At 52.7% G+C, this 20,002-nt stretch carries 16 protein-coding genes; 5 read left to right on the plus strand and 11 right to left on the minus strand.

Going from position 1 to position 20,002, the window contains the following annotated elements; translation table 11 throughout:
• Positions 1-23 precede the first annotated feature (23 nt).
• The 7 genes from ACH518_RS13985 to ACH518_RS14015 form a co-directional block, all read right to left on the minus strand.
• Complete coding sequence (locus ACH518_RS13985) at positions 24-1,742, minus strand: ABC transporter ATP-binding protein (protein ID WP_140910511.1); 1,719 nt, start codon at positions 1,740-1,742, stop codon at positions 24-26.
• Between the two features lie 42 nt (positions 1,743-1,784).
• Positions 1,785-2,798, minus strand: a complete 1,014-nt coding sequence (locus ACH518_RS13990) for an ABC transporter permease (protein ID WP_140910454.1) — start codon at positions 2,796-2,798, stop codon at positions 1,785-1,787.
• Positions 2,799-2,958: 160 nt separating this feature from the next.
• A complete protein-coding gene (locus ACH518_RS13995) occupies positions 2,959-4,353 on the minus strand; it encodes a CmpA/NrtA family ABC transporter substrate-binding protein (RefSeq protein WP_445370527.1) in 1,395 nt (464 codons plus the stop codon).
• Between the two features lie 474 nt (positions 4,354-4,827).
• Positions 4,828-7,092, minus strand: coding sequence for a putative bifunctional diguanylate cyclase/phosphodiesterase (locus ACH518_RS14000; RefSeq protein WP_445370528.1), 2,265 nt, complete (start codon positions 7,090-7,092; stop codon positions 4,828-4,830).
• Between the two features lie 15 nt (positions 7,093-7,107).
• A complete protein-coding gene (locus ACH518_RS14005) occupies positions 7,108-10,374 on the minus strand; it encodes a chemotaxis protein CheB (RefSeq protein WP_445370529.1) in 3,267 nt (1,088 codons plus the stop codon).
• A 291-nt stretch (positions 10,375-10,665) separates the two neighbouring features.
• Positions 10,666-11,220, minus strand: coding sequence for a PAS domain-containing protein (locus ACH518_RS14010; protein ID WP_278212041.1), 555 nt, complete (start codon positions 11,218-11,220; stop codon positions 10,666-10,668).
• Between the two features lie 502 nt (positions 11,221-11,722).
• Positions 11,723-12,301, minus strand: coding sequence for a beta-class carbonic anhydrase (locus ACH518_RS14015; RefSeq protein ID WP_445370530.1), 579 nt, complete (start codon positions 12,299-12,301; stop codon positions 11,723-11,725).
• 14 nt (positions 12,302-12,315) lie between these two features.
• On the opposite strand from ACH518_RS14015, the gene ACH518_RS14020 reads away from it, so the two are divergent.
• A complete protein-coding gene (locus ACH518_RS14020) occupies positions 12,316-12,465 on the plus strand; it encodes a hypothetical protein (RefSeq protein ID WP_186289667.1) in 150 nt (49 codons plus the stop codon).
• Positions 12,458-13,342 carry a LysR family transcriptional regulator gene (locus tag ACH518_RS14025; RefSeq protein ID WP_445370531.1) on the plus strand — a complete coding sequence of 295 codons (885 nt, stop codon included), beginning with the start codon at positions 12,458-12,460 and terminating at the stop codon, positions 13,340-13,342. The genes ACH518_RS14020 and ACH518_RS14025 overlap by 8 nt, the downstream gene beginning before the upstream one ends.
• A 173-nt stretch (positions 13,343-13,515) precedes the next feature.
• On the opposite strand, the gene lnt is transcribed toward ACH518_RS14025, so the two are convergent.
• From lnt to modA, 4 genes are read right to left on the minus strand one after another with little or no spacing between them, the layout of a single operon-like run.
• A complete protein-coding gene (gene lnt / locus ACH518_RS14030) occupies positions 13,516-15,084 on the minus strand; it encodes an apolipoprotein N-acyltransferase (protein WP_445370532.1) in 1,569 nt (522 codons plus the stop codon).
• A 17-nt stretch (positions 15,085-15,101) separates the two neighbouring features.
• Positions 15,102-15,488 (minus strand): hypothetical protein, encoded by a 387-nt coding sequence (locus ACH518_RS14035; protein WP_445370533.1) that lies wholly within the window; start codon positions 15,486-15,488, stop codon positions 15,102-15,104.
• Positions 15,489-15,521: 33 nt separating this feature from the next.
• Positions 15,522-15,950, minus strand: a complete 429-nt coding sequence (locus ACH518_RS14040) for a TOBE domain-containing protein (protein ID WP_445370534.1) — start codon at positions 15,948-15,950, stop codon at positions 15,522-15,524.
• 45 nt (positions 15,951-15,995) lie between these two features.
• On the minus strand, positions 15,996-16,760 hold the full coding sequence (gene modA, locus ACH518_RS14045; protein WP_445370535.1) for a molybdate ABC transporter substrate-binding protein: 765 nt from the start codon (positions 16,758-16,760) through the stop codon (positions 15,996-15,998).
• 468 nt (positions 16,761-17,228) lie between these two features.
• Between modA and ACH518_RS14050 the strand changes: the two genes are divergently transcribed.
• From ACH518_RS14050 to ACH518_RS14060, 3 genes are read left to right on the plus strand one after another with little or no spacing between them, the layout of a single operon-like run.
• Complete coding sequence (locus tag ACH518_RS14050; RefSeq protein WP_140914294.1) at positions 17,229-17,462, plus strand: FeoA family protein; 234 nt, start codon at positions 17,229-17,231, stop codon at positions 17,460-17,462.
• Entirely contained in the window at positions 17,459-19,777 is a 2,319-nt protein-coding gene (feoB, locus tag ACH518_RS14055) for a Fe(2+) transporter permease subunit FeoB (protein ID WP_445370536.1), read from the plus strand. The genes ACH518_RS14050 and feoB overlap by 4 nt, the downstream gene beginning before the upstream one ends.
• Positions 19,774-19,998, plus strand: a complete 225-nt coding sequence (locus tag ACH518_RS14060) for a FeoC-like transcriptional regulator (protein ID WP_140914292.1) — start codon at positions 19,774-19,776, stop codon at positions 19,996-19,998. The genes feoB and ACH518_RS14060 overlap by 4 nt, the downstream gene beginning before the upstream one ends.
• Positions 19,999-20,002 lie beyond the last annotated feature (4 nt).

Below are 20,002 nucleotides of genomic sequence, written 5' to 3' on the forward strand. Positions count from 1 at the left end.
AAATGAAATACAGAGAAGCGAAATCAGTGGGTATGGTCGCATTCGGACAAGAAGGTCAGCAGGCTCTCCCGGTATTTGTAATAGTCGGGGTGTTCGAGCAAGGCCTTGCGGCTGCGCGGCCGGGGCAGGTCGATCTCCTGGATTTTGCCGATTTTGGCGTGGGGGCCGTTGGTCATCATCACCACCCGGTCGGCCAATAAAATGGCTTCGTCGACGTCGTGGGTGACGACGATGGCGGTAACGTGTGTGCGTTCCCAGACTTCCATCAGAACTTCCTGCAATTCCCAGCGGGTCAACGAATCGAGCATACCGAACGGCTCGTCGAGCAATAACAGTTTAGGCGACAAGGCAAAAGCGCGGGCGATACCCACCCGTTGGCGCATGCCGTTGGACATGTCGGCCGCTTTTTTGAACATGCTGTCGGCCAAGCCGACCCGGGTCAGGTAATACTCGACGATGTCCTCGCGCTCGTCCTGGCTGGCATGGGGATAGACCTTGTCGACGCCGAGCATGACATTGTCGAAGGCGGTCAGCCACGGGAACAGACTCGGCGCCTGGAACACCACGCCGCGGTCCGGGCCGGCGCCGTCGATTTCGCGGTTGTCGAGCACGATACCGCCTTCGGAGATCTCGTTCAGACCGGCGGTCATCGATAACACCGTCGATTTGCCGCAGCCGGAGTGGCCGATAATCGAGATGAACTCGCCTTTCTTCATTTTCAGATCAAAACCGTCGACTACTTTTACGGTGCCGTTGCCGTCGGGGGTCGGGTAGATTTTCGACAGGTTGGCAAACTCCAGATAGCGGGCCTTGCCCAGATCGCGTTGATCCGGCTTCAGGGCCGAGGTATCCAGTTTCCAGTCGTTGCTGGTGTTGGGACGCACATCCGGCAATTTCAGCTTGTCACCGATTTCGGCCTGGGCTTTTTGCATGCCGATGTCCATCAGGTAACGGGTGATGTCGGCGCGCAGGCGTTTGAACTCCGGGTCGTGGTTCAAGGCGGTACGGTTGCGCGGGCGTTCCAGGTCGATGACGAAATCCGGGCCGAATGTTGCGTCCGGACCGGGGTTTAACGGAATCACCCTGTCGGCCATGTAGATGGCTTCGTCGACATCGTTGGTGATCAGAATCACCGTTTTCCGGTCCTGCTCCCAGATTTGCAGGATTTCGTCCTGCAGATTGCCGCGGGTCAAGGCGTCCAGCGCGCTGAGCGGTTCGTCCAGCAGCAGGATGTCCGGGTTGGCCGCCAAAGCGCGCGCGACGTTGACTCGCTGCCGCATGCCGCCGGACAGTTCCGACGGTTTTTTATCCATCGCCCGGCCCAGATTGACCATGTTGACGTATTTCTCGGTGTGGGCGCGACGTTGCTCCGGGGTCCAGTCCTTGAAGATCGCATCCACCGCCAGCGCCACGTTTTCGTAAACGGTCAACCAAGGCATCAACGAATAGTTTTGAAACACCACGCCCCGATCCGGCCCCGGTTCGCCGATGGTCTGGCCGTTTTTTAACAGTTCGCCGCTATCGGGATAGATCAAGCCGGCGATCAGCGACACCAAGGTGGTTTTGCCGCTGCCGGAAAAGCCGACTATGGCAATGAATTCGCCTTCCTTAATATCCAGATTGATGTCTTTCAATATCGAAGTCCGGCTTTTGCCCTCGCCGTAGGATTTGCAGACGTTTTTTAGTTCCACCAACGGTTTGCTGGAGTCGTTGGCCGGGGAGGCGCTCGTATGTTTATGCATGGATAGGTCGATGATTTTGGCGGCAGCGGTCATGGCGGCACCTTAAATTTTTTGGAACGAGAACAGGTTTTGCAGCGAATGCATGATGCGATCCAGCACGAAGCCGATGATGCCGATCGTGAACACTGCCACCATGATCCGGCTCAGCGAGTTGGAACTGCCGTTTTGGAACTCGTCCCAGACGAATTTGCCCAGACCGGGGTTTTGCGCCAGCATCTCCGCAGCGATCAATACCATCCAGCCCACGCCCAGCGACAAGCGCATGCCGGTAAAGATGAAGGGCAGGGCAGACGGCAGGATGATGCGTTTGATCTGGGTTGGCCAATCCAGTCGTAATACCTTGCCGACGTTGACCAGATCGCGATCGATCGACGACACGCCTACCGCGGTGTTGATCAGCGTTGGCCACAGCGAGCATAGCGTTACGGTGATGGCCGAGGTGATGAAAGACTTTTCGAACCAAGAGTCTTCGCTGGTGACGTAGAGCGCACTGACCACCAGCGTCACGATCGGCAGCCAAGCCAGCGGCGACACCGGTTTGAAGATTTGGATCAGGGGGTTGAACGCGGTATTGAGCACCGGGCTCATGCCGCACAGGATACCGAGCGGCACCGCCACCAAGGTCGCAATCACAAAGCCGGCGAACACGGTGCGCAGGCTGGTCAGAATTTTATCGAGGTAAGTCGGTTTGCCGGTGTAGGGGCGAATCTTGATTTCCGCGTTTGGATCTTCGGCCAGTTTTTCCTTGTTGCGTTGTTCCTGACGTTGGTAAAACTCGGCTTTTTTGGTGCGTTCGGAAATGTGCTCGTCGATCAAGCCACCGACCTCGTCCCAAACCGCAACCGGTCCCGGAATCGCACCCAAACTGGTTTTTACGCCGGATGCAGAGACGCTCCACATGCCCAGGAAAATAGCGAAGGCGATGATGGGCACGCCCATGATCAGAAACAATTGGCGCATTTGTTGGGCCGGGTTCTCGCCGGCCGCCATTTTCACCAAAGGTACGAACCAGGTCAGGCCCGTAATATTGAAGAATTTGATCAATTTGTTACTCATAAAATGTTCCTCTTCAGGAAATCAAGGTACGCGACGAGTACCCCATGTTGCTTGTTCAGGCTGCTCGAATACGCCTGAAGATCCAGTCCGTTAATTCTTTAAAAAAGATGTGCTTCCCTGCACCAAACAACGTCCCTGTTAGAGCACCCACCAGAGTTTGTTACTCGACAATCTTGCCGCCGGAGACGGTTTGTTTGCCTTTCAAGCCAATCGGGAATTTGGCCAGATAATCGTTAGGTTTGTTGGCATCGAACGGAATTTTGTCGATGAAGAAGTTTTGCGACGGCTTGATGCTGGTATCTGCCGGGAAATCTTCGGCTTTGGCTTTGCCTTCGGCGATCAATTCTTTCGCTGCAGCCAGATAAATGTCAGGGCGATAGACTTTTTTCGCGGTTTCCATGTACCAGTTGTCAGGCTTGTATTCGTTGATCATGCCCCAGCGGCGTAATTGGGTTAAATACCAGATCGCGCTGCTGTAAGACGGAACGCTGGCGCCGTGACGGAAGAAGGTATTGAAGTCGGGCTGGGAACGTTTGTCGCCTTTTTCGAATTCAAAAGTACCGTTCATGCTGGCCGCCAATACCTCGACGTCTGCACCTACGTACTGTTTTTGTGCAAGCATTTCGATGGCTTCTTTGCGGTTCTTGTTGCTTTCCGCATCCAGCCACATCGAGGCGCGAATCAGCGCTTTGGTGACGGCTAAAAAGGTGTTGGGATATTTTTCCGCCCAAGCCTGGGTCACGCCGAACACTTTGTCCGGGGTGTCTTTCCAGAGTTCTTCGTCGGTGATGACCGGTACGCCGATGCCTTTAAACACGGCTTGCTGGTTCCAGGGTTCGCCGACGCAATAGCCGAAGATGGTGCCGGATTCCAAGGTGGCCGGCATTTGCGGTGGTGGCGTCACCGCCAATAAAGCCTCGGCATTGATTTGGCCGGAGGTGTCTTGCGGTGGCGCGTAAAAACCGGGGTTGATGCCGCCGGCCGCCAGCCAGTAACGCAGTTTGACGTTATGGCTTCCAGGTGGGAAGGTCATCGCCATATTGAACGGCTTGCCTTCGGCTTTAAATTTGTCCACCACCGGCTTCAAAGCGTCGGCTTTAATCGGATGCACCGGTTTGCCGCCTTCCATCGGCACATTCGGTTTCATCTGTTTCCAGATCTCGTTGGACACCGTAATCGCGTTACCGTTGAAACCCATACTAAATGGCACGACGATATCGGCTTTGGTGCCGTAGCCGGCGCTGTAGCCCAAGGGCGCGGCGGCCAGCATGTGCGAGCCGTCCAATTCGCCATTGATGACCCGGTCCATCACCACTTTCCAGTTTGCCTGCGCTTCCAATTGCACGAACAGGCCTTCGTCCTCGAAAAAGCCTTTCTCTGCGGCAACGGCCAGCGGGGCCATGTCGGTCAGTTTAATAAAGCCGAATTTCAAATCTTCTTTCTCGGGTTTGGCGCCGGCCTGCACGGCTGTCGAAAAACTCAATCCGGCAACCGCTATGGCGGCAGCGACGGCGACAAACAGTTTTTTGGGGGCGGGTTTCTTGGCTGGTTTCATGTCGTTTCCTGTTAGCGATAAAAGTCTGGGCCAAAAAAAAAGCGCCTGCAGCCCGATTCCTAATCGAATCGGGTGCAGGACGCCTTTGTCCGGTTTGCTCAACATTGAGCGGTTAAAACAGTAACCCTGCTTTGGGTGTTATTAAGACTTAAGCAAACGAGGTGCCACTTTTGATTTTTATGGGGAAAATATAAAATAGTGTTGTTAAAACAAAGAGTTGAAGATTTATTATCCGGTTTTGGCCGGAAAACCCGAATTGTGTCGAAGGTGAAAGGCGGGTGGGATTGATAACAGTTTGGGCGAATCGCACATCTATGGTGCGAACAAATATGGTCAAACTGGTGCAAATCAGACTTGCTTGCCGACCATGCTGGGGCATGGTTTAACGAAACGGAGACTGCTTGAACATGGCCTGCCAAGAACGCGCGGCGTGCGGGCCTGCCGTGGAATCGGGTAATTCGGCTCGGGCCTGGATTATATTGGGGCTGTATTGTGCGTGCTGGAGCCAACCAACGGCAGTTTGATGTCAGTCGCTGATAACGGCGGCGAATAAAAATAACCCTGGCCGAGTTGGCAACCCAATTGCGTCAGTAATTGGGCTTGATCGGCATTCTCAATGCCTTCCGCCAGGATCAGCAGGTCCATGTTCTTGCCAATATCAATGATCGACTTGATCAGCGCATTATCTTGCTCTGCACCCAATTCATGCACAAAGGACTGATCGATTTTTAGGATATTGAGCGGGAATTTCTTCAGGTACGCCAGTGAAGAATAACCGGTGCCAAAATCGTCCAGGCTCAACAAAATGCCGAGTTCGCGCAATTCGTGCATCACCCGAATGCTCTCGCCGATGTTTTGCATGGCGGTGGATTCGGTGATTTCCAGGATCAGTTGGGCGCCAGCCAAGTGGCAGTTGGTCAACAATGTTTGAATGTCCCGGCACAAACCGGGCTGCAGAAATTGGCGAGGAGACAGATTGATACTAATTTTGAGCGGTATATCGGGCCATTGCCCGCGCCAAACCGATGCTTGCTGACAGGCATTCCTGATTACCCAGTCGCCGATCGAGTTGATCATGCCATTGTCTTCGGCGATAGCCAGAAAGCTGTCGGGTTTCAACTCGCCCCGTTGCGGATGCTGCCAACGCAGCAACGCTTCATAGCCATAGACCCGGTGATCGGCCAAATTGACCAGTGGCTGGTAAACCAAATGGAATTGATGTTCCCAATCGGCCATCTGCAATTCAAACTCCATACTGCTGCGGGCTATGGCTTGCTGACGCATCTGATCGTTGTAGAAACGGTAGCTGTTACGCCCCGCGGCCTTGGCGGCATACATCGCGGTATCGGCATTTTTGATCAGCTCCGGCGCCGTGGTGCCGTGTGCAGGGAACAGAGCAACACCAATACTGACGGAAGCGATAAATTGGACGCTGCCGATTTCGTGGGGGAGGGACAATTCGTGGAGCAGCTTTTGCAGGATATGTTCGGTGGTGGAGTGGCAATGATCCAGATCCTTGAAGTGGGTCAACAACACCACGAATTCGTCGCCGGCAAACCGCGATACGCTATCGGTTTCTCGGATACAGGCAAGCAGACGATTGGCGACGTTTTGTAGCAATACGTCGCCAGCCAGGTGGCCGCAGGTGTCGTTCAACAGCTTGAATCGATCCAGGTCGAGGAACAGAATACTCAGCGACTCGCGCGAGCGGCTGGCGTGCAAGATGGCATTGTTCAGCAGTTCGTTGAAGTAACTGCGATTGGGTAATTTGGTCAGAATGTCGTAATGCGCCAAAAACTCGATCTTGCTGTCGTTCAATTTTTTTTGCGTGACATCGGAAAACATTAGAATGCAGTTTTTGATTTTTCTGAATGCATCGTGGCTGCAACTGACGGTCAACGAGGCCGTGAAAGCAGTGCCGTTGCGGCGATAAAGCTCCACTTCTCCCTTCCATCGGTCGTGGCTGATCAATTTTGACCAGATCACCTCGAATAGTTTGAGGTGATGACCTGCAAACAGCACGGAAACCACCGACTTGCCGATCACTTCGGAACGCTGATAGTCGGTAATATCGATGAACGATTGGTTGACGCTGAGAATCTGTTTGTGGTCGTTGGTGATCAGGATCGCCTCTTCGCTGGTTTCAAATACCTTGGCGGCCAGTGCTTTCTCCTCTGCCAGACGATGCCGGTCAGTGACATCCACCGCGATCACCAACAACGATTGCCGCCCTTGGCCGCTCTCGTCGAGTTCGCTTATCTGGCGCGCATTGAACTGAACCTGCACGGGTATGCTTTGCCGCGGGTTTTTCAGTAGCCGCAATTCGATGGTTTTATGCTCGGGCTTACTGAAAAACGCCGGGTAGCGCGCACTGAAGATGATGGCGTCATCCGGGTGAATGAAGCGGCTGAGGTGATGGCCTTCAACATCCTGCTGTCTGACCTCCAACATGTCGAGTAGTGTCTGATTGGCCTTGAGAATGCGCCCCTGCTGGTCCATCTTCAAATACCCTGCAGGAGCTTGATCAAACAACAGACTGAAATTATTTTTGGCTTGGAGTAACGCCTGATAAGTTTCCCGCAACGTCTGGTTTTGCATCTCCAACTGCATTTGATGCACGTTCAATTCGTGGATCAAAGCTTTGACGTCATCCAACTGACCAGCGTACAGGCCTTTGGGTAAGTCGTTCAGAAGCGCTTCTGCTCGGCGACGTAAGGTTTCGGGATCCAGTTGCGGCATTCCGGTCTCCGGCTGTTAAACCGGTTTTTCCGTGGTGACCACCAGCATGGTATCGCCGTTTTGGTAGCCGAGAACCGACGCGATCATGGTGATGTCGAGCACTTGTTTGTTTTTGGTCAGGCGTTGGATCTGGGTAACCTGATAGCTCGATTTGCCGGAAATGATGCTTTGAAACATGTTACGTGCTTCGTCGCGCAGATTGGTCGGAATCAAGCTCTCGAACTTCATGCCCATCGCTTCCGATTGGGACCATCCGTAAAGGGATTCCGCTCCCTTGTTCCAGGCGACGATACGCCCCTCGAAATCGATGATAATGATGGCTTCACTGACATCCATCAACATGGACGCCAGCTTTTGAATACAACTGATGCAATGGCGTTTGTCGATCAACAAGTGGCTTCTCAGATCCCGCTCGGTCAACGCAAAGATTTGTCCGCTATCGTTTTGAGAAGAGAGCAAGGTGGCAGATACTGAAACATCAATGACTTCTCCTCTCCGATTTAAACGCTTGCTGTCGAATTGGGCAACTTGTTCGCCCTGTTTGAGTTTTTCAAATACCCGACGCATCCTTGGTCGTTCGTCCAGGGTTACCAGGTTTTCAAAGTGCATTTGTAGCGCCTCTTGCTCGCTCCAACCGTAAAGTATTTCCGCGCCACGATTCCAGGTGATAAATTCGCCCGATTCATCCATAAGGGTAATCGCATCCAGCGAATAATTGACAAAACTAGCCAGACGCTGGGTTTCCAACTCGGCCCGTTGTTGCAGACTTTGCTGGGTTTGTTTCAGCAGATCGATATTGACGAATGTCAGGATCACCCCTGAATAGATCCGGTCCGACACGGCGTAGGGAATGATCCGCATGAAGAACCAATTGCCAGATTGGTTTTGCACTTCCGATTCCAAAATGATCTTTTTTTCGACCACTTGGCTGATCAGATTCTCAAGGTCGATGTCGCGAATCGAATGAGTCAAATGAAAGAATGGTCGGCCTATATCGTTTTCAACGATATGAAACAAACTCTGCAATTTATGAGTGAAGCGGCGGATATCCAGATTCTCGTCCAGGAACAAGATACCGATATTGGTGCTATTGAACAGGTTGTCAAGGTCGTTGTTGAGAATCGTCAACTCGGTTATTTTGCTCTGGTGTTCGGCGTTGACGGTATACAACTCTTCGTTTACCGATTGCAATTCCTCGTTGGTGCTCTGCAATTCTTCGTTACTGGCTAATAATTCTTCGTTGGTGGCTTGCAATTCCTCGTTGGAGGTTTCCAGTTCTTCCACCGTGGCTTGCAGGTTTTCCCGGGTGAGTTGCAGTTCCTGTTCCAGATCGTTGATGCGTTGCGCGGCGTCCTGATTGATATCGAAATTATCTGCGACGAAGCCGATGTCCTGGGTGGCGTGATGATCGGCCTCGAAAATCAGAATGGCAATCAGGGTTTCTTGGCTCTTACGACCGGGCAACAACCTGATGTGAATGTTCAGCGTCCGCGCCTTGTCCTTTTCGCGCAGTTTAATGTTGGACATACTGATGTTTTCCCCGCTTTTCAGGGCTTTTCGCACGCCGGTAGCGATCGGAATGGCCAAATCCTTGCTGACCAGTTTGGTAATGTCGGTGACCAATTTGCCGCTGGGGTAGGTCAGATAACGCTGCGCGTCGCCGAAGATATGCGATATCTCCAAGTTCTCATTCACGATCATGGTGAACGGCAGCAGATCTTTGGTCAACGCGTTAAAAAAGCGTTCCAGAATTTTGTCGTCCTGGTAACGGCCGGCAAAGTGACGACTGGATTGCGGCGACGTATTGCTGAAGGACGTTATCAATGTCGGGGTCGGATCGATACTGCTAATACCCAGGCTGCGGTATTTGCCCCGAGCCCGGTAAATCTTGCCTTTGGGGCTGACCATGTCGAAATAGTCGACCATCTCGCCAATCGATTCGCTGGTGCCCAGCATCAACAGGCCGTCTTTCACCAACGAAAAATTGAATAGTTCAAGTATCTTTCTTTGCAGGATGGGCTGTAAATAAATCAATAAATTTCGACAGCTCAATAAATGAATGTTGGTAAAAGGCGGGTCCTTAATCAGGTTGTGCTGGGCGAACACCACCATCTCGCGGATGGATTGCGATATTTGAAAACTGTCTTCCCGGCGTGAAAAATATTTCACCAGCAAATGCGAGGGTATATCGGCGGCGATACTCTCCGGATACAGGCCGGAGCTGGCTTTCTCCACGGCTTTGGCATCGACATCGGTGGCAAATAATTTCATCCGGAAAAAATTGCCGGAATATTCCCGATATTCCGCGAGCATGATTGCCAGCGAATAGGCTTCCTCTCCGGTGGAGCAGCCGGCAATCCATACCCTGATTTCGTTGTTGTTAATCGACTTTACCAACTGGGGCAGCCATTTACTCCGGATCTCTTCGAACACCGTGTCGTCGCGGAAGAAACTGGTGACACCGATCAATAACTCCTGAAACAAGGTTGATACTTCTTGGGGATTTTCTTCCAGCAGGTTGCGGTATTCTTTAAGGTCGCGGCATTGATTGATCGTAATACGACGTTCGATACGGCGGACGATGGTGTTGGGCTTGTAAAACGTGAAATCGACTTTGTGTTTGTCGCGCAACAGGGCAAATATGCGGGTGAGATCGCTGTCCTCGGAGTTGATGCTGGCATCCTGAAAGGCGTATGGATGCTTGACGAATGCCATCAACTGTTTGGGCATGTCTTCCGGCGGCAGTATGAAGTCGACCAGGCCGGTCGCAATCGCATTTCGAGGCATGCCGTCGAACTTGGCGCTTTCTTCATCCTGGACCATGACCATGCCACCATGCTCCTTGATGGCGCGAATTCCGCGCGTGCCGTCGCTGCCGGTACCGGAAAGGACGATGCCAACCGCGAATTCACCGACATCTTCCGCTAATGAGCGCATGAAAATATCGATAGGCAAATTAAGTTCGTTGCTATGGTTCTGATTGTTCAACAGCAGATGGCCGTGAAAAATCGTCAGGTTTTTACGTGGCGGTATCAGGTAGACATGATTAGGTTCTACTTTCATGCCTTCTTCGATTCGCAACACCGGCATGAGAGTGTGCTTGGATAGTAGTTCGACCATCAAGCTTTTGTAGTCAGGCGATAGATGCTGAACCACAATAAAGGCCATCCCCGTATCCGCCGGCATTTTTTTGAAGAAACTTTCTATCGCTTCCAAACCTCCGGCAGAGGCACCGATACCCACTACGTATCGCTGGTCATTTTCTTTGTCGAGTTTTTTCATCGGTTCGCGGAGGGTCTATTCGGCTGCATTGAACACATTGTAGATAGATTGTTCATGTCAAACTCGCCACGTTCGACAGTCTCAACCATGAACCAAATTACTGTTACACGTCAAAATACCCTTAATTCGCCTATCTCCCAAGCATCGAAAACCGTATCTGATTGAATGCCGGAGCCACCTTCGACACCGTGGGAACCCAACTTGGCGTTATCAGTGGGCTTAGTTACCAAATCCGTTTTCGCAGACATTCGAAGTTTGCCGACCGGTTCAACAGGTAAGTCGGACCGGACGTTACAGATCATCGAGATCCGTTACGGTAATGATCAAAGCTTGCCCGGGAGTATGCGTAGGTGCAGATGTTTCGTTTTCGCCAATTTTCTTGCCCGACATTTTGGTTTTTAGCGGCATGTTTTTTTTGGCTTTCAGGCTCAGTGAAATTGATTTCCCTTCGGGGTTCTTGAAAAAACTGTCGAAGCGCGAATTGAACAACACCTTATCCTCATCGACTATCACCGAAGACAAGTGCTTTTTGACCAGCTGACCTTTCGAGACACCGAGCCATTCCAATAGCGTGTCGTTAACCTGCTCGACAAAACCGTTCGCACCCACAATGACGATACCCACCGGCAGCTGGTGGAACAGATAGTGGTAGTTGTTTCGTGAGCGGGTGAGCTCTTCCTGAGCGCTAATCAATTCCTGATTCTGCATCTTCAACTCGATCTGATGAATCTGCAGATCGTAAAAAATCCGTTGAATTTCATCCGGGGTGATCTGGCTGATTTCTTCCGGGGTGAAATCAATGATGTTTTCGGTCAGACCTTTAATTTTGTGCAGATATTCCGCCATTGCAACGCTCCTAGTGTAATGAAACACGCTTTCCAGTGTGTGATTGTTCAGGAAGCTTACCAGATTGCCCAAATCTTACAATCGAGCCCGGATAAGAGTGCCGAATCGTCTGATTGTTCCGCGCAGCTCGGTAGGCTGCGGCTGGCGGATTGGCTCGGTTACCTTTTACCGAATTTGTAGAGTCTTGGTTGACTCTCTCTCTGTCGCGGTCGCAGAAGAATAAAGGGTGATGCTAGAACAATATCTGGATAAGCCTTGGAAATACGGCAAACGCATAGAAGATCTACGGAAGCGATGAGCCGAGATCTGGCCAAGACTGCGGAAGAGTGCCCACTTGGCAGAATACTCCAGACAAATGGCGGCTGAAGAACGCGATCAGCCATTTATATTTTGATGAGAGCAGGCACGGCCTGCCTGATTTGGCTCGGGCTTTACCAAGAAATGCAGTGAAAGATAGCAGTTGCATAACTGCTATCTTCAATTGCTTAGCGTACTGGAAATCTTAGCTGGCTTGGCCGGCGGCAGTGGCTTCCGGTACTTCAAGCAATCGTCCGGTTTTGACGTCGTAGACGTAGCCGTAAACCGGAATATCGCTCGGCACCAGGGAGTGGGCCTTGATACGTTTCACGTCTTCCAGCACGCTGTCGGCCTGGTTCTTGATGGTCAGCCAATTAATGTATTTACCGTCGGTCGAGCCGGGACCGTCACCGCTATCGTGCCAGCCGCTGGCGTCGACGCTGGAGGTTTTCAGGCTGCTGGCCAGCAAATCGCTCATGATGTCGTTGGTAAAGGTTTCCATGCCGCAATCGGTATGGTGAATCACGAACCATTCCTTGGTACCGAGCAATTTATAGGAAATGACCAGGGAGCGGATGGCGTCGTCGCTAGCGCGACCGCCGGCGTTGCGGATCACGTGGGCGTCGCCTTCGGCTAAACCGGCGTATTTGGCCGGGTCCAGGCGGGCATCCATACAGGTCAGGATGGCGAATTGGCGGGCGGGCGGCATCGCCAAGCCGCCTTTATCGAAACTGGACGCGTATTCGCGATTGGCTAGGAGTACTTCGTTGTGAATTTTGCTCATAAAAACCTCGGTGGGTGAAAAAACGTCTGGCCGAGACTGCCGAACCAGACGGTGTAACAACTATCTCCGGGGTAAATTTTAACGAAGCCGGAATATGGTTTAAAGACGCAGAAAAGTTTATAAAATATAAACCTCAGGTTTATAAAAAGCAGGGCGATGGATAAATTCAATAATATGCGGGTGTTCTGCCGTATCGTCGAATTGGGCACGTTTTCCGCGGTTGCCAAAGAACTGAAACTGTCGACGATGATGGTCAGCAAATATATTGCCCAGTTAGAGGCCTCGTTGGGGGTTGTGCTCTTGCATCGCACTACCCGCAGCATGAGTTTGACCAGCGCCGGAGAGGCCTATTACCACCGCAGCAAACAGTTGCTGGAGGATTTGGCCGATCTGGAGTCGTCGACGGCCCAGTTGGGGGAGCGGGTAAAAGGCACCATCAAAATCAGTGCGCCTATCGATTTCGGCGGCATGTACATGGTGCCCGCCATTGAGACTTACTTAAAAAAATATCCGGAAGTCAAAATTCTGATGTCCTTGGATAACAAGCCGCCCAACTTGCGGGTCGGCAGCGTCGATATTTCGTTACTCGTCACCGACACCCTGGACCCTGGAGTGGTGGCGCGGAAGATCGCCGAAACCGAATTGGGGACTTATGCCTCGCCCGGCTATCTGGCTGAAAAAGGCTGTCCGCAAACTATAGATGAACTTAGCGGCCATCAATGCTTGCATTATGTCGATACCCCGCACGGCGATTATTGGTTGTTCAACGTCAACGGCGAGCTGAAACGGATCAAATCCGATTGGATGCTGGCTTCCAACAACGGCCGGGCCTTGTGCCAGGCGGCGGCCATGGGGATGGGTATCGTCCAGGCGCCGCGCTTATCGGTCGCGCCGCATTTGCAAAACGGGGAGTTGGTTGAAATTCTGCGTGAATACCGGCGGCCGGAATTGGCTATTTACGCCACTTATCTACAGCGCAGGTTCTACCCGGCCAAGTTGACTACTTTCATCAATTTTCTGTTGGCTTATTTCGGGCAATAGGCTTTATTTGTACTTTTGGACAATGTGGCAACTTGTCGCGTGACAATATGCCGCATTCCTAATATAAGGGGTTGCTGATAATATGTGCGTTATTGCAGAGATGTTCAGTGCAATAACTTCCTCCTCTCAAATCCGGCTTACAGCCGGATTTTTTTTGCCTGCCGGTTATTGTTTTAGGTGACAGTTGCGCCGGGCTTTGTAACTCCGGCGCGCAAGCCGGCTATTACTAACAGAACCAGTCCGCTCCATAACACGCCCGGCATCAGATGGAAATGGCGTTGGTAAAACGTGCTGGCCGGTTGTTTCGAGAACGGCACATGATAGCTGCCGGCCCAGCTCGTATCGAGTGGCGAAAGCGGCAACACCGTACCATCGGCTAACGACACTGTGGATATGCCGGTGTTGGTAGCGCGCAGTACCGGCCGCCTGAATTCCACGCCGCGCGCCAGCGTCATATATAAATGTTGGTAAGGCTCTTGCCAGCTGCCGTACCAGGAATCGTTGGTGACGTTGACGATGAACTGCGCTCCCAGATCGGCCAGCCCCTTGGAAAATTCCGGGAATAGACTTTCGTAGCAGACTTGCGGCCCCATATCGAAACCGTTCAAGCGCAGCAACAAGGTCGGTCCCGGTCCGCGCCCGAATTGGCTGACCATAGGCAATGCGGTTTTCAGCCAGGGAAACACGTCTGCGAACGGAATGTATTCGCCCAAAGCCAATAAGATGGTTTTGCTGTAGTGCGGCTCGGTGACCGTGCCGGTTTCGTCGATCACAAACAAGGAATTGGTGATCGCATTCTGCTCGTCCTTGGCGTAAGCCCCGGTCAGTAAAGCCAATTGCCGGTTGCGCACAAACTGTTGTAACAGATCGGCGTACTGCGATTGGTTGTATTCGCCGCCCAACAGGGCAGGGAAGGCGGTTTCCGACCACATCACGAAGTCGATGTCCGGGTTGTCGCCCAAACCGGCATCGGTGGCCTGAAAATATTGGGTCAAAATTTCCGCGCGATAGCCTTTGCCGTGTTCCATGGACTGTTTTTGCAGGTTGCCGATGTTGGCTTGCACCAGCAGCACGTCCAACGCATCGTCGGCGGCCGGCAACCGGTTTTTCAGCCATAGTCCGCCGGCGTTCAGCCCGGCAAAGCCGAGCACGATCGCGACGGATACGGTTTTGCCTGCGCGTTGCCCGCGATGCTGCCAGGCATACAGCACGGCCAAATTGGCGAGTACGGTCAGCATGCTCAAACCGGCGAAACCGACGATTTCCGCCCATTGGTAGAGCGGCAAGCCGGCGCCGTACCAGCTATACCCGAAATTCCATTTGAATAGCATCGGCACGTAAAATTCGGCCAAGGCGGTCAGAATCGCCATCAAAGCCAACGATATCCCGCGACTGGCGCCCAGGCTGCGGCGAACGTAGAACCAGACCAAGCCGGCGATCGGGACGAACAAATGGCCGAACGCCGCGAAAATCAGCATACCGATAGCGGCCACCAGCCAATTGACGTTGGCGAATTCGTGCAGGGTGTATGTCACCCAGTTGAAGCCGATCATCGTATAGATAAAGCTGGTCAATATCCCGCTTAGCAGGACTGGTCGCAGCCTGTCCTGACTTTGCCAGAATTGCCACAGCGGGACGAAACAGAACAACGAGGCCCAAGGCGGGAAGGGGATGTAGCTGGTACCGATGAAAATGCCGGATAACACCGGCAGCCACCATGGCGATCGAAAAGCCTGCCTCATATCTATGCCGTTTCTCGCTAAAAAGCGTCGATTGTAACCGATAGCGGTTGGCGGTCCGCTCGGTTCGCGGGAAGAGAGGCGCGGGCCGGATTGAGCTCGCTCGCCGTATTCTTGCGTAAATTAGCGGGAAGCCTTAACGGTTCGATGGCGGCCGGGTTCATGTAAAAGTAGCCGTCGCATGGCTGATGACGCACTGGTAAGGCAGATGGTCCAGCTGGGGCCAGATCGACGATGGCGTGGGTTTTGTTCAGGCTGTAGACGACGTCGCCTTCGCGCAAAGCCGCCCGCTGCCGGATAAGATAGGATGCCTGCAGCTTGTCTCGCACCGTTTCGGCGTTGTCGGCGCAATCGGTTTGCAGTGCCGCGTCGATCAGCCGCAGTTTTACATTTGCGCCCAACAACATAATTGCCTCAGCCGGAACATTGCCGGAACTCGATCAACTTTGCACGGCCAGAATAACGGCACCGGCCTTGAATATCGCCGTGGCCGGCTGGCCTATAGTTAGTCCTAGCGTTTCGACGCTGTCGTTGGTCACCGTCGCCGCGACGACTTCGCCGCCGCCGAGTTCGATGTCAACCTCGGAATTGACCGCGCCGGGTTTGACGGCCACCACGGTCCCGGCAAGCTGGTTACGCGCGGAAACTCTATAGCCGCCGAAATCGGTGACGACAATGATCTGCGGGGCTTTCACCAAAGCGATGGCTTCTATGCCGACTTCGATTCCGTGCGTAGCCACCGACTCTTTGGTAATCGACGCGACGATGGTGGCGCCGCCTTTCGAGCTCAGGTAAATCTCGGCATTGACTGCGCCGATCAACACTTGTTCGACTTTGCCGCTAAATTGGTTACGTGCACTGGTTTTCATAATGAGTCCTGGTTTAAGTTAGCTAAGAGGGGGAGGGCGTCATGGCTACTGCGGTAACGAGTAACCATATTTTTCGATAATTGCTCGCGCGGGAGCGGTTTTAAGGAACTCCAACAAGGCTTTTGCAGCCGGATTATCTCGGCCGTTGTTCAGTAAAATGGCATCTTGCAATATTGGTTTGTAAAGATTGGTCGGAACGGTCCAGCCCGAACCGGAGCCGATCTTGCCGTTTTCCATAACTTGGGAAAGCGCAACGAATCCCAATTCAGCATTGCCGCTACTGACGAATTGGTATGTCTGGGCAATATTCTCGCCATGCACGAACGTGGGTTGCAGCTTATCCAACAGTCCGAGGTTTGTTAAAGTGTCTATCGCCGCGGCACCGTAAGGTGCCAACTTAGGGTCGGCAAGTGCTATATGTTTAAAATTGCCCGAGCTCAAAACTTGACCTTGGGAATCCACAAAATCCACCGTTGCCGCCCACAACACCAACTTGCCTACAGCATAAGTGAACCGGCTGCCGGACACGGCTAGCCCGGATTCCTCGAGTTTCAGCGGGCTTTTGTCGTCGGCGGACAAGAAAACTTCAAATGGTGCGCCATTCTCGAATTGTGCGACAAATTTCCCCGACGACCCGAATGACAATTTCGCCGTGTGCCTGCTGGTTTTTTCGAATACTTGGGCAATTTCGTTCATTGGTTTGGTGAAGTTTGCCGCAACCGCTACTAAAGCCGTTTCGGCCTGTGCGGTTGTGTTGATAACCAATAGACCAGCTAACGTCGTAAGTCTGCTATTTACAGAAAAAAACATGTCAAATCTCCTTATTCCCGAACATGTTTTGTAGTGTATACCGTTATATACAATTGTAAATAACGAAAGATTGGTCTCCTGTTCGAATGACAATACCGTAGAAGCTTTTGCAAAGACGAGCATTAACTACATCCTGTGTTTTGCTACGTAGATTCCACTATATACAGGAAGGCGGAGGGGCGAGATTAAATGAACCGTTGATAACTTGTTTCTTAACCCAAAACAATCAAACGAGGGTCATTCAGTTTTCCAAGTGCGTTGCTCAAATTGAGCACGTCATGGGCTTTCGGCAGTTCTCACCACGAGGCTTGCTGGTAACTTCATATTATTTTACATAATATACATTATGCGAAATTTTGTCTCGCCGTGGCACGCCCCCGCGATGCTCGTCGAACATGTAAATTTGCCGTATTGATTTGTTGATATGCTATAGTGCTTATTAATGAGAACAATTATTAATTAGCCTGCATGCAGACAAATTTTAAAGCACTGGCGGCTGGCGATACTGGCCGCATCTTAGGGTTTGACCAATCCGGCGGAGTTTATCGGAAAAAACTGTTGGCAATGGGTTTGACTCCGGGAACTGAATTTACCGTGACGCGTTTCGCGCCTATGGGCGATCCGGTAGAGATTAAGATTCGCGGCTTTTCCTTGTCGCTCCGCAAAAACGAAGCGTCGGTGTTACTCGTAGAAAAAGTATGAAAGACGCCGTTTATACCGTTGGTGTTGTCGGTAACCCCAATTGCGGCAAAACCACGTTGTTCAACGCTCTGACCGGCTCCAAACAACACGTTGGCAATTGGCCCGGTGTCACGGTAGAACAAAAAACCGGTGAGTATATATATAAAGGAAAGCAGATCGACGTGGTCGATTTGCCCGGCACTTATTCGCTAGAAGCCGATGACGACAGCATTTCGCTGGACGAAAAAGTCGCGCGCGATTACGTCGCCTCGCGCCAAGCCGATTTAATCATCAACATCGTCGATGCATCCAACATCGAACGCAATCTCTACCTGACCTCGCAATTGCTCGAGATGCGGGTGCCGATGATTTTGGTTCTGAACATGATGGATGCCGTAAAAAAGCGCGGCATCCGCATTGATACCGAATTGTTGGCCAAACATCTCGGTTGCCCGGTGGTGCCGGTAACCGCGGCGACCGGCAAAGGCATCAAGGACTTGCTCGAAATCATCAGCAAAGCCTGCGCCGACAAGCCGATTCCCCAGCTTCAAGTCGCTTATCAAACGGAGATCGAAGCGGCCGTCGAGGAGTTGAAACCGCTATTGTCAGATATCTCCGGTCGCAACCGTTGCGATAGCCGCTGGCTGGCCTTGCGGCTGCTGGAAAACGATACCTTGGCCAAGCAGATGGCCGGGCCGGAACTCACCGAAACGGTCACTCGCCTGCGGGGCCAAATCGAAGATCAGACTGGCGACGAGATCGACATCCTGGCCGCCGACGCCCGCTACGGTCTGGTTAACCGGCTGGTGCAGGCCTCGGTATGTAAATTAAACGAAGTCTCGCGCAATACCACCGACAAAATCGACGCCATCGTGCTGAACCGGTTTCTGGGCATCCCGATATTTCTGCTGGTGATGTACGCCATGTTCATGTTTACGATCAACGTTGGCAGCGCATTCGTGGACTTTTTCGACAAAGCCGTCGGTGCGTTATTGGTAGACGGCCTTAGCGTATGGCTGACGGCAATGAACTGGCCGGATTGGCTGGTAGTTTTAACCAGTAGCGGCATCGGCGGCGGTATTCAGGTCGTGTCGACTTTCATTCCGATCGTCGGCTTTTTATTCATCTTCCTGTCCATGTTGGAAGACTCGGGATACATGTCGCGCGCAGCTTTCGTAATGGACCGCTTCATGTGCATGATCGGCCTGCCGGGCAAATCCTTCGTACCCATGATCGTTGGTTTCGGTTGCAACGTCCCCGCCATCATCGCCACTCGCACACTGGACAACCAGCGCGACCGGATATTGACCAACATGATGAATCCGTTCATGTCCTGCGGCGCCCGCCTCCCGGTCTACGCCTTGTTCGCCGCCGCCTTCTTTCCGGTTGGCGGCCAAAATCTGGTGTTCGGCTTGTATTTGTTCGGCATCGTGGTCGCGGTTTTGACCGGCCTGATCATGCGTTACACCCTGCTGCGCGGCTCCCCTACTCCTTTTTTGATGGAATTGCCCGCCTACCACTTACCGACGCTACGCGGGGTTTACACCAAGACCTGGGAGCGCCTGAAAACCTTCATCGTCAACGCCGGCAAAGTCATCGTGCCGATGGTGCTGGTATTGAACGTGCTGAATTCGGTCGGAGTCGACGGCAGCTTCGGCCAGGAAAACAGCGACAAATCGGTGCTCAGCGAAATCGGCCGGCAATTGACTCCGGCATTTCAACCGATGGGTATCGCCCGCGACAACTGGCCGGCTACGGTAGGCATTTTTACCGGCGTACTGGCTAAAGAGGCCGTGGTGGGTACGCTGGATGCGCTTTACAGCCAGATGGCGGCCAGCGACGCTGATGTCGAGGATAAAAGTTTCGATTTGGCTGCAGCCTTATCGGAAGCCTGTCAAACCGTGCCGGACAATCTGATCGCGATCGCCGACAAATTACTCGATCCGCTGGGTATCGGCATTGCCAATGTCGCCGACCAAGCCAGCGCTGCCGAAAAACAACAAGTTAAATTGGATACGTTTGCCGTGATGCAGGCACATTTCGACGGCCGGGTCGGCGCATTTGCCTATCTGCTGTTTATTCTGCTCTACGCGCCATGCGTGGCCGCCACCGCTGCCATCTACAAGGAAACCAGCGGCGGCTGGGCTCTGTTCGTGGTGTGTTGGACCACGTTCGTCGCTTACCTGACGGCGACGCTGTTCTATCAAGGCATGACCTTCAGTCAGCACCCGCAAACGGCAATAGGCTGGATTTTCGGTCTGACGCTGTTGTTTGCCGGCGTGCTGCTGGTGTTGCGCTTTTACGGCGCCCGTCAAATCCGTGGAGTAACGCCATGATATTGTCTGACTTGCGCGGCTATTTGCAGGACAAGCGCCGGGCTACGCTGCACGATTTGGTCCTGCATTTTCACATGGACGCCGACGCCTTGAGAGGCATGCTCGGCAAATGGATCAGCAAAGGTAAGGTCAAGCAAACTGCGGCCGGCAGCGCTTGCGGCAGCGGCGGTTGTTGCAAATGCGATCCGCTGCTGACCGAAATTTACGAATGGGTGGATTGAGGTG

The sequence above is a fragment of the Methylomonas sp. HW2-6 genome, assembly GCF_052474525.1.

Coding starts and splice junctions, on each gene's coding strand:
- ACH518_RS13995 (WP_445370527.1), bottom strand. CDS start 4,353: ATGAAACCAGCCAAGAAACCCGCCCCCAAAAAACTGTTTGTCGCCGTC.
- ACH518_RS13985 (WP_140910511.1), bottom strand. CDS start 1,742: ATGCATAAACATACGAGCGCCTCCCCGGCCAACGACTCCAGCAAACCG.
- ACH518_RS14050 (WP_140914294.1), top strand. CDS start 17,229: ATGCAGACAAATTTTAAAGCACTGGCGGCTGGCGATACTGGCCGCATC.
- modA (WP_445370535.1), bottom strand. CDS start 16,760: ATGTTTTTTTCTGTAAATAGCAGACTTACGACGTTAGCTGGTCTATTG.
- ACH518_RS14035 (WP_445370533.1), bottom strand. CDS start 15,488: ATGTTGTTGGGCGCAAATGTAAAACTGCGGCTGATCGACGCGGCACTG.
- ACH518_RS14015 (WP_445370530.1), bottom strand. CDS start 12,301: ATGAGCAAAATTCACAACGAAGTACTCCTAGCCAATCGCGAATACGCG.
- ACH518_RS14025 (WP_445370531.1), top strand. CDS start 12,458: ATGGATAAATTCAATAATATGCGGGTGTTCTGCCGTATCGTCGAATTG.
- ACH518_RS14060 (WP_140914292.1), top strand. CDS start 19,774: ATGATATTGTCTGACTTGCGCGGCTATTTGCAGGACAAGCGCCGGGCT.
- feoB (WP_445370536.1), top strand. CDS start 17,459: ATGAAAGACGCCGTTTATACCGTTGGTGTTGTCGGTAACCCCAATTGC.
- ACH518_RS14010 (WP_278212041.1), bottom strand. CDS start 11,220: ATGGCGGAATATCTGCACAAAATTAAAGGTCTGACCGAAAACATCATT.
- lnt (WP_445370532.1), bottom strand. CDS start 15,084: ATGAGGCAGGCTTTTCGATCGCCATGGTGGCTGCCGGTGTTATCCGGC.
- ACH518_RS14005 (WP_445370529.1), bottom strand. CDS start 10,374: ATGAAAAAACTCGACAAAGAAAATGACCAGCGATACGTAGTGGGTATC.
- ACH518_RS14000 (WP_445370528.1), bottom strand. CDS start 7,092: ATGCCGCAACTGGATCCCGAAACCTTACGTCGCCGAGCAGAAGCGCTT.
- ACH518_RS13990 (WP_140910454.1), bottom strand. CDS start 2,798: ATGAGTAACAAATTGATCAAATTCTTCAATATTACGGGCCTGACCTGG.
- ACH518_RS14040 (WP_445370534.1), bottom strand. CDS start 15,950: ATGAAAACCAGTGCACGTAACCAATTTAGCGGCAAAGTCGAACAAGTG.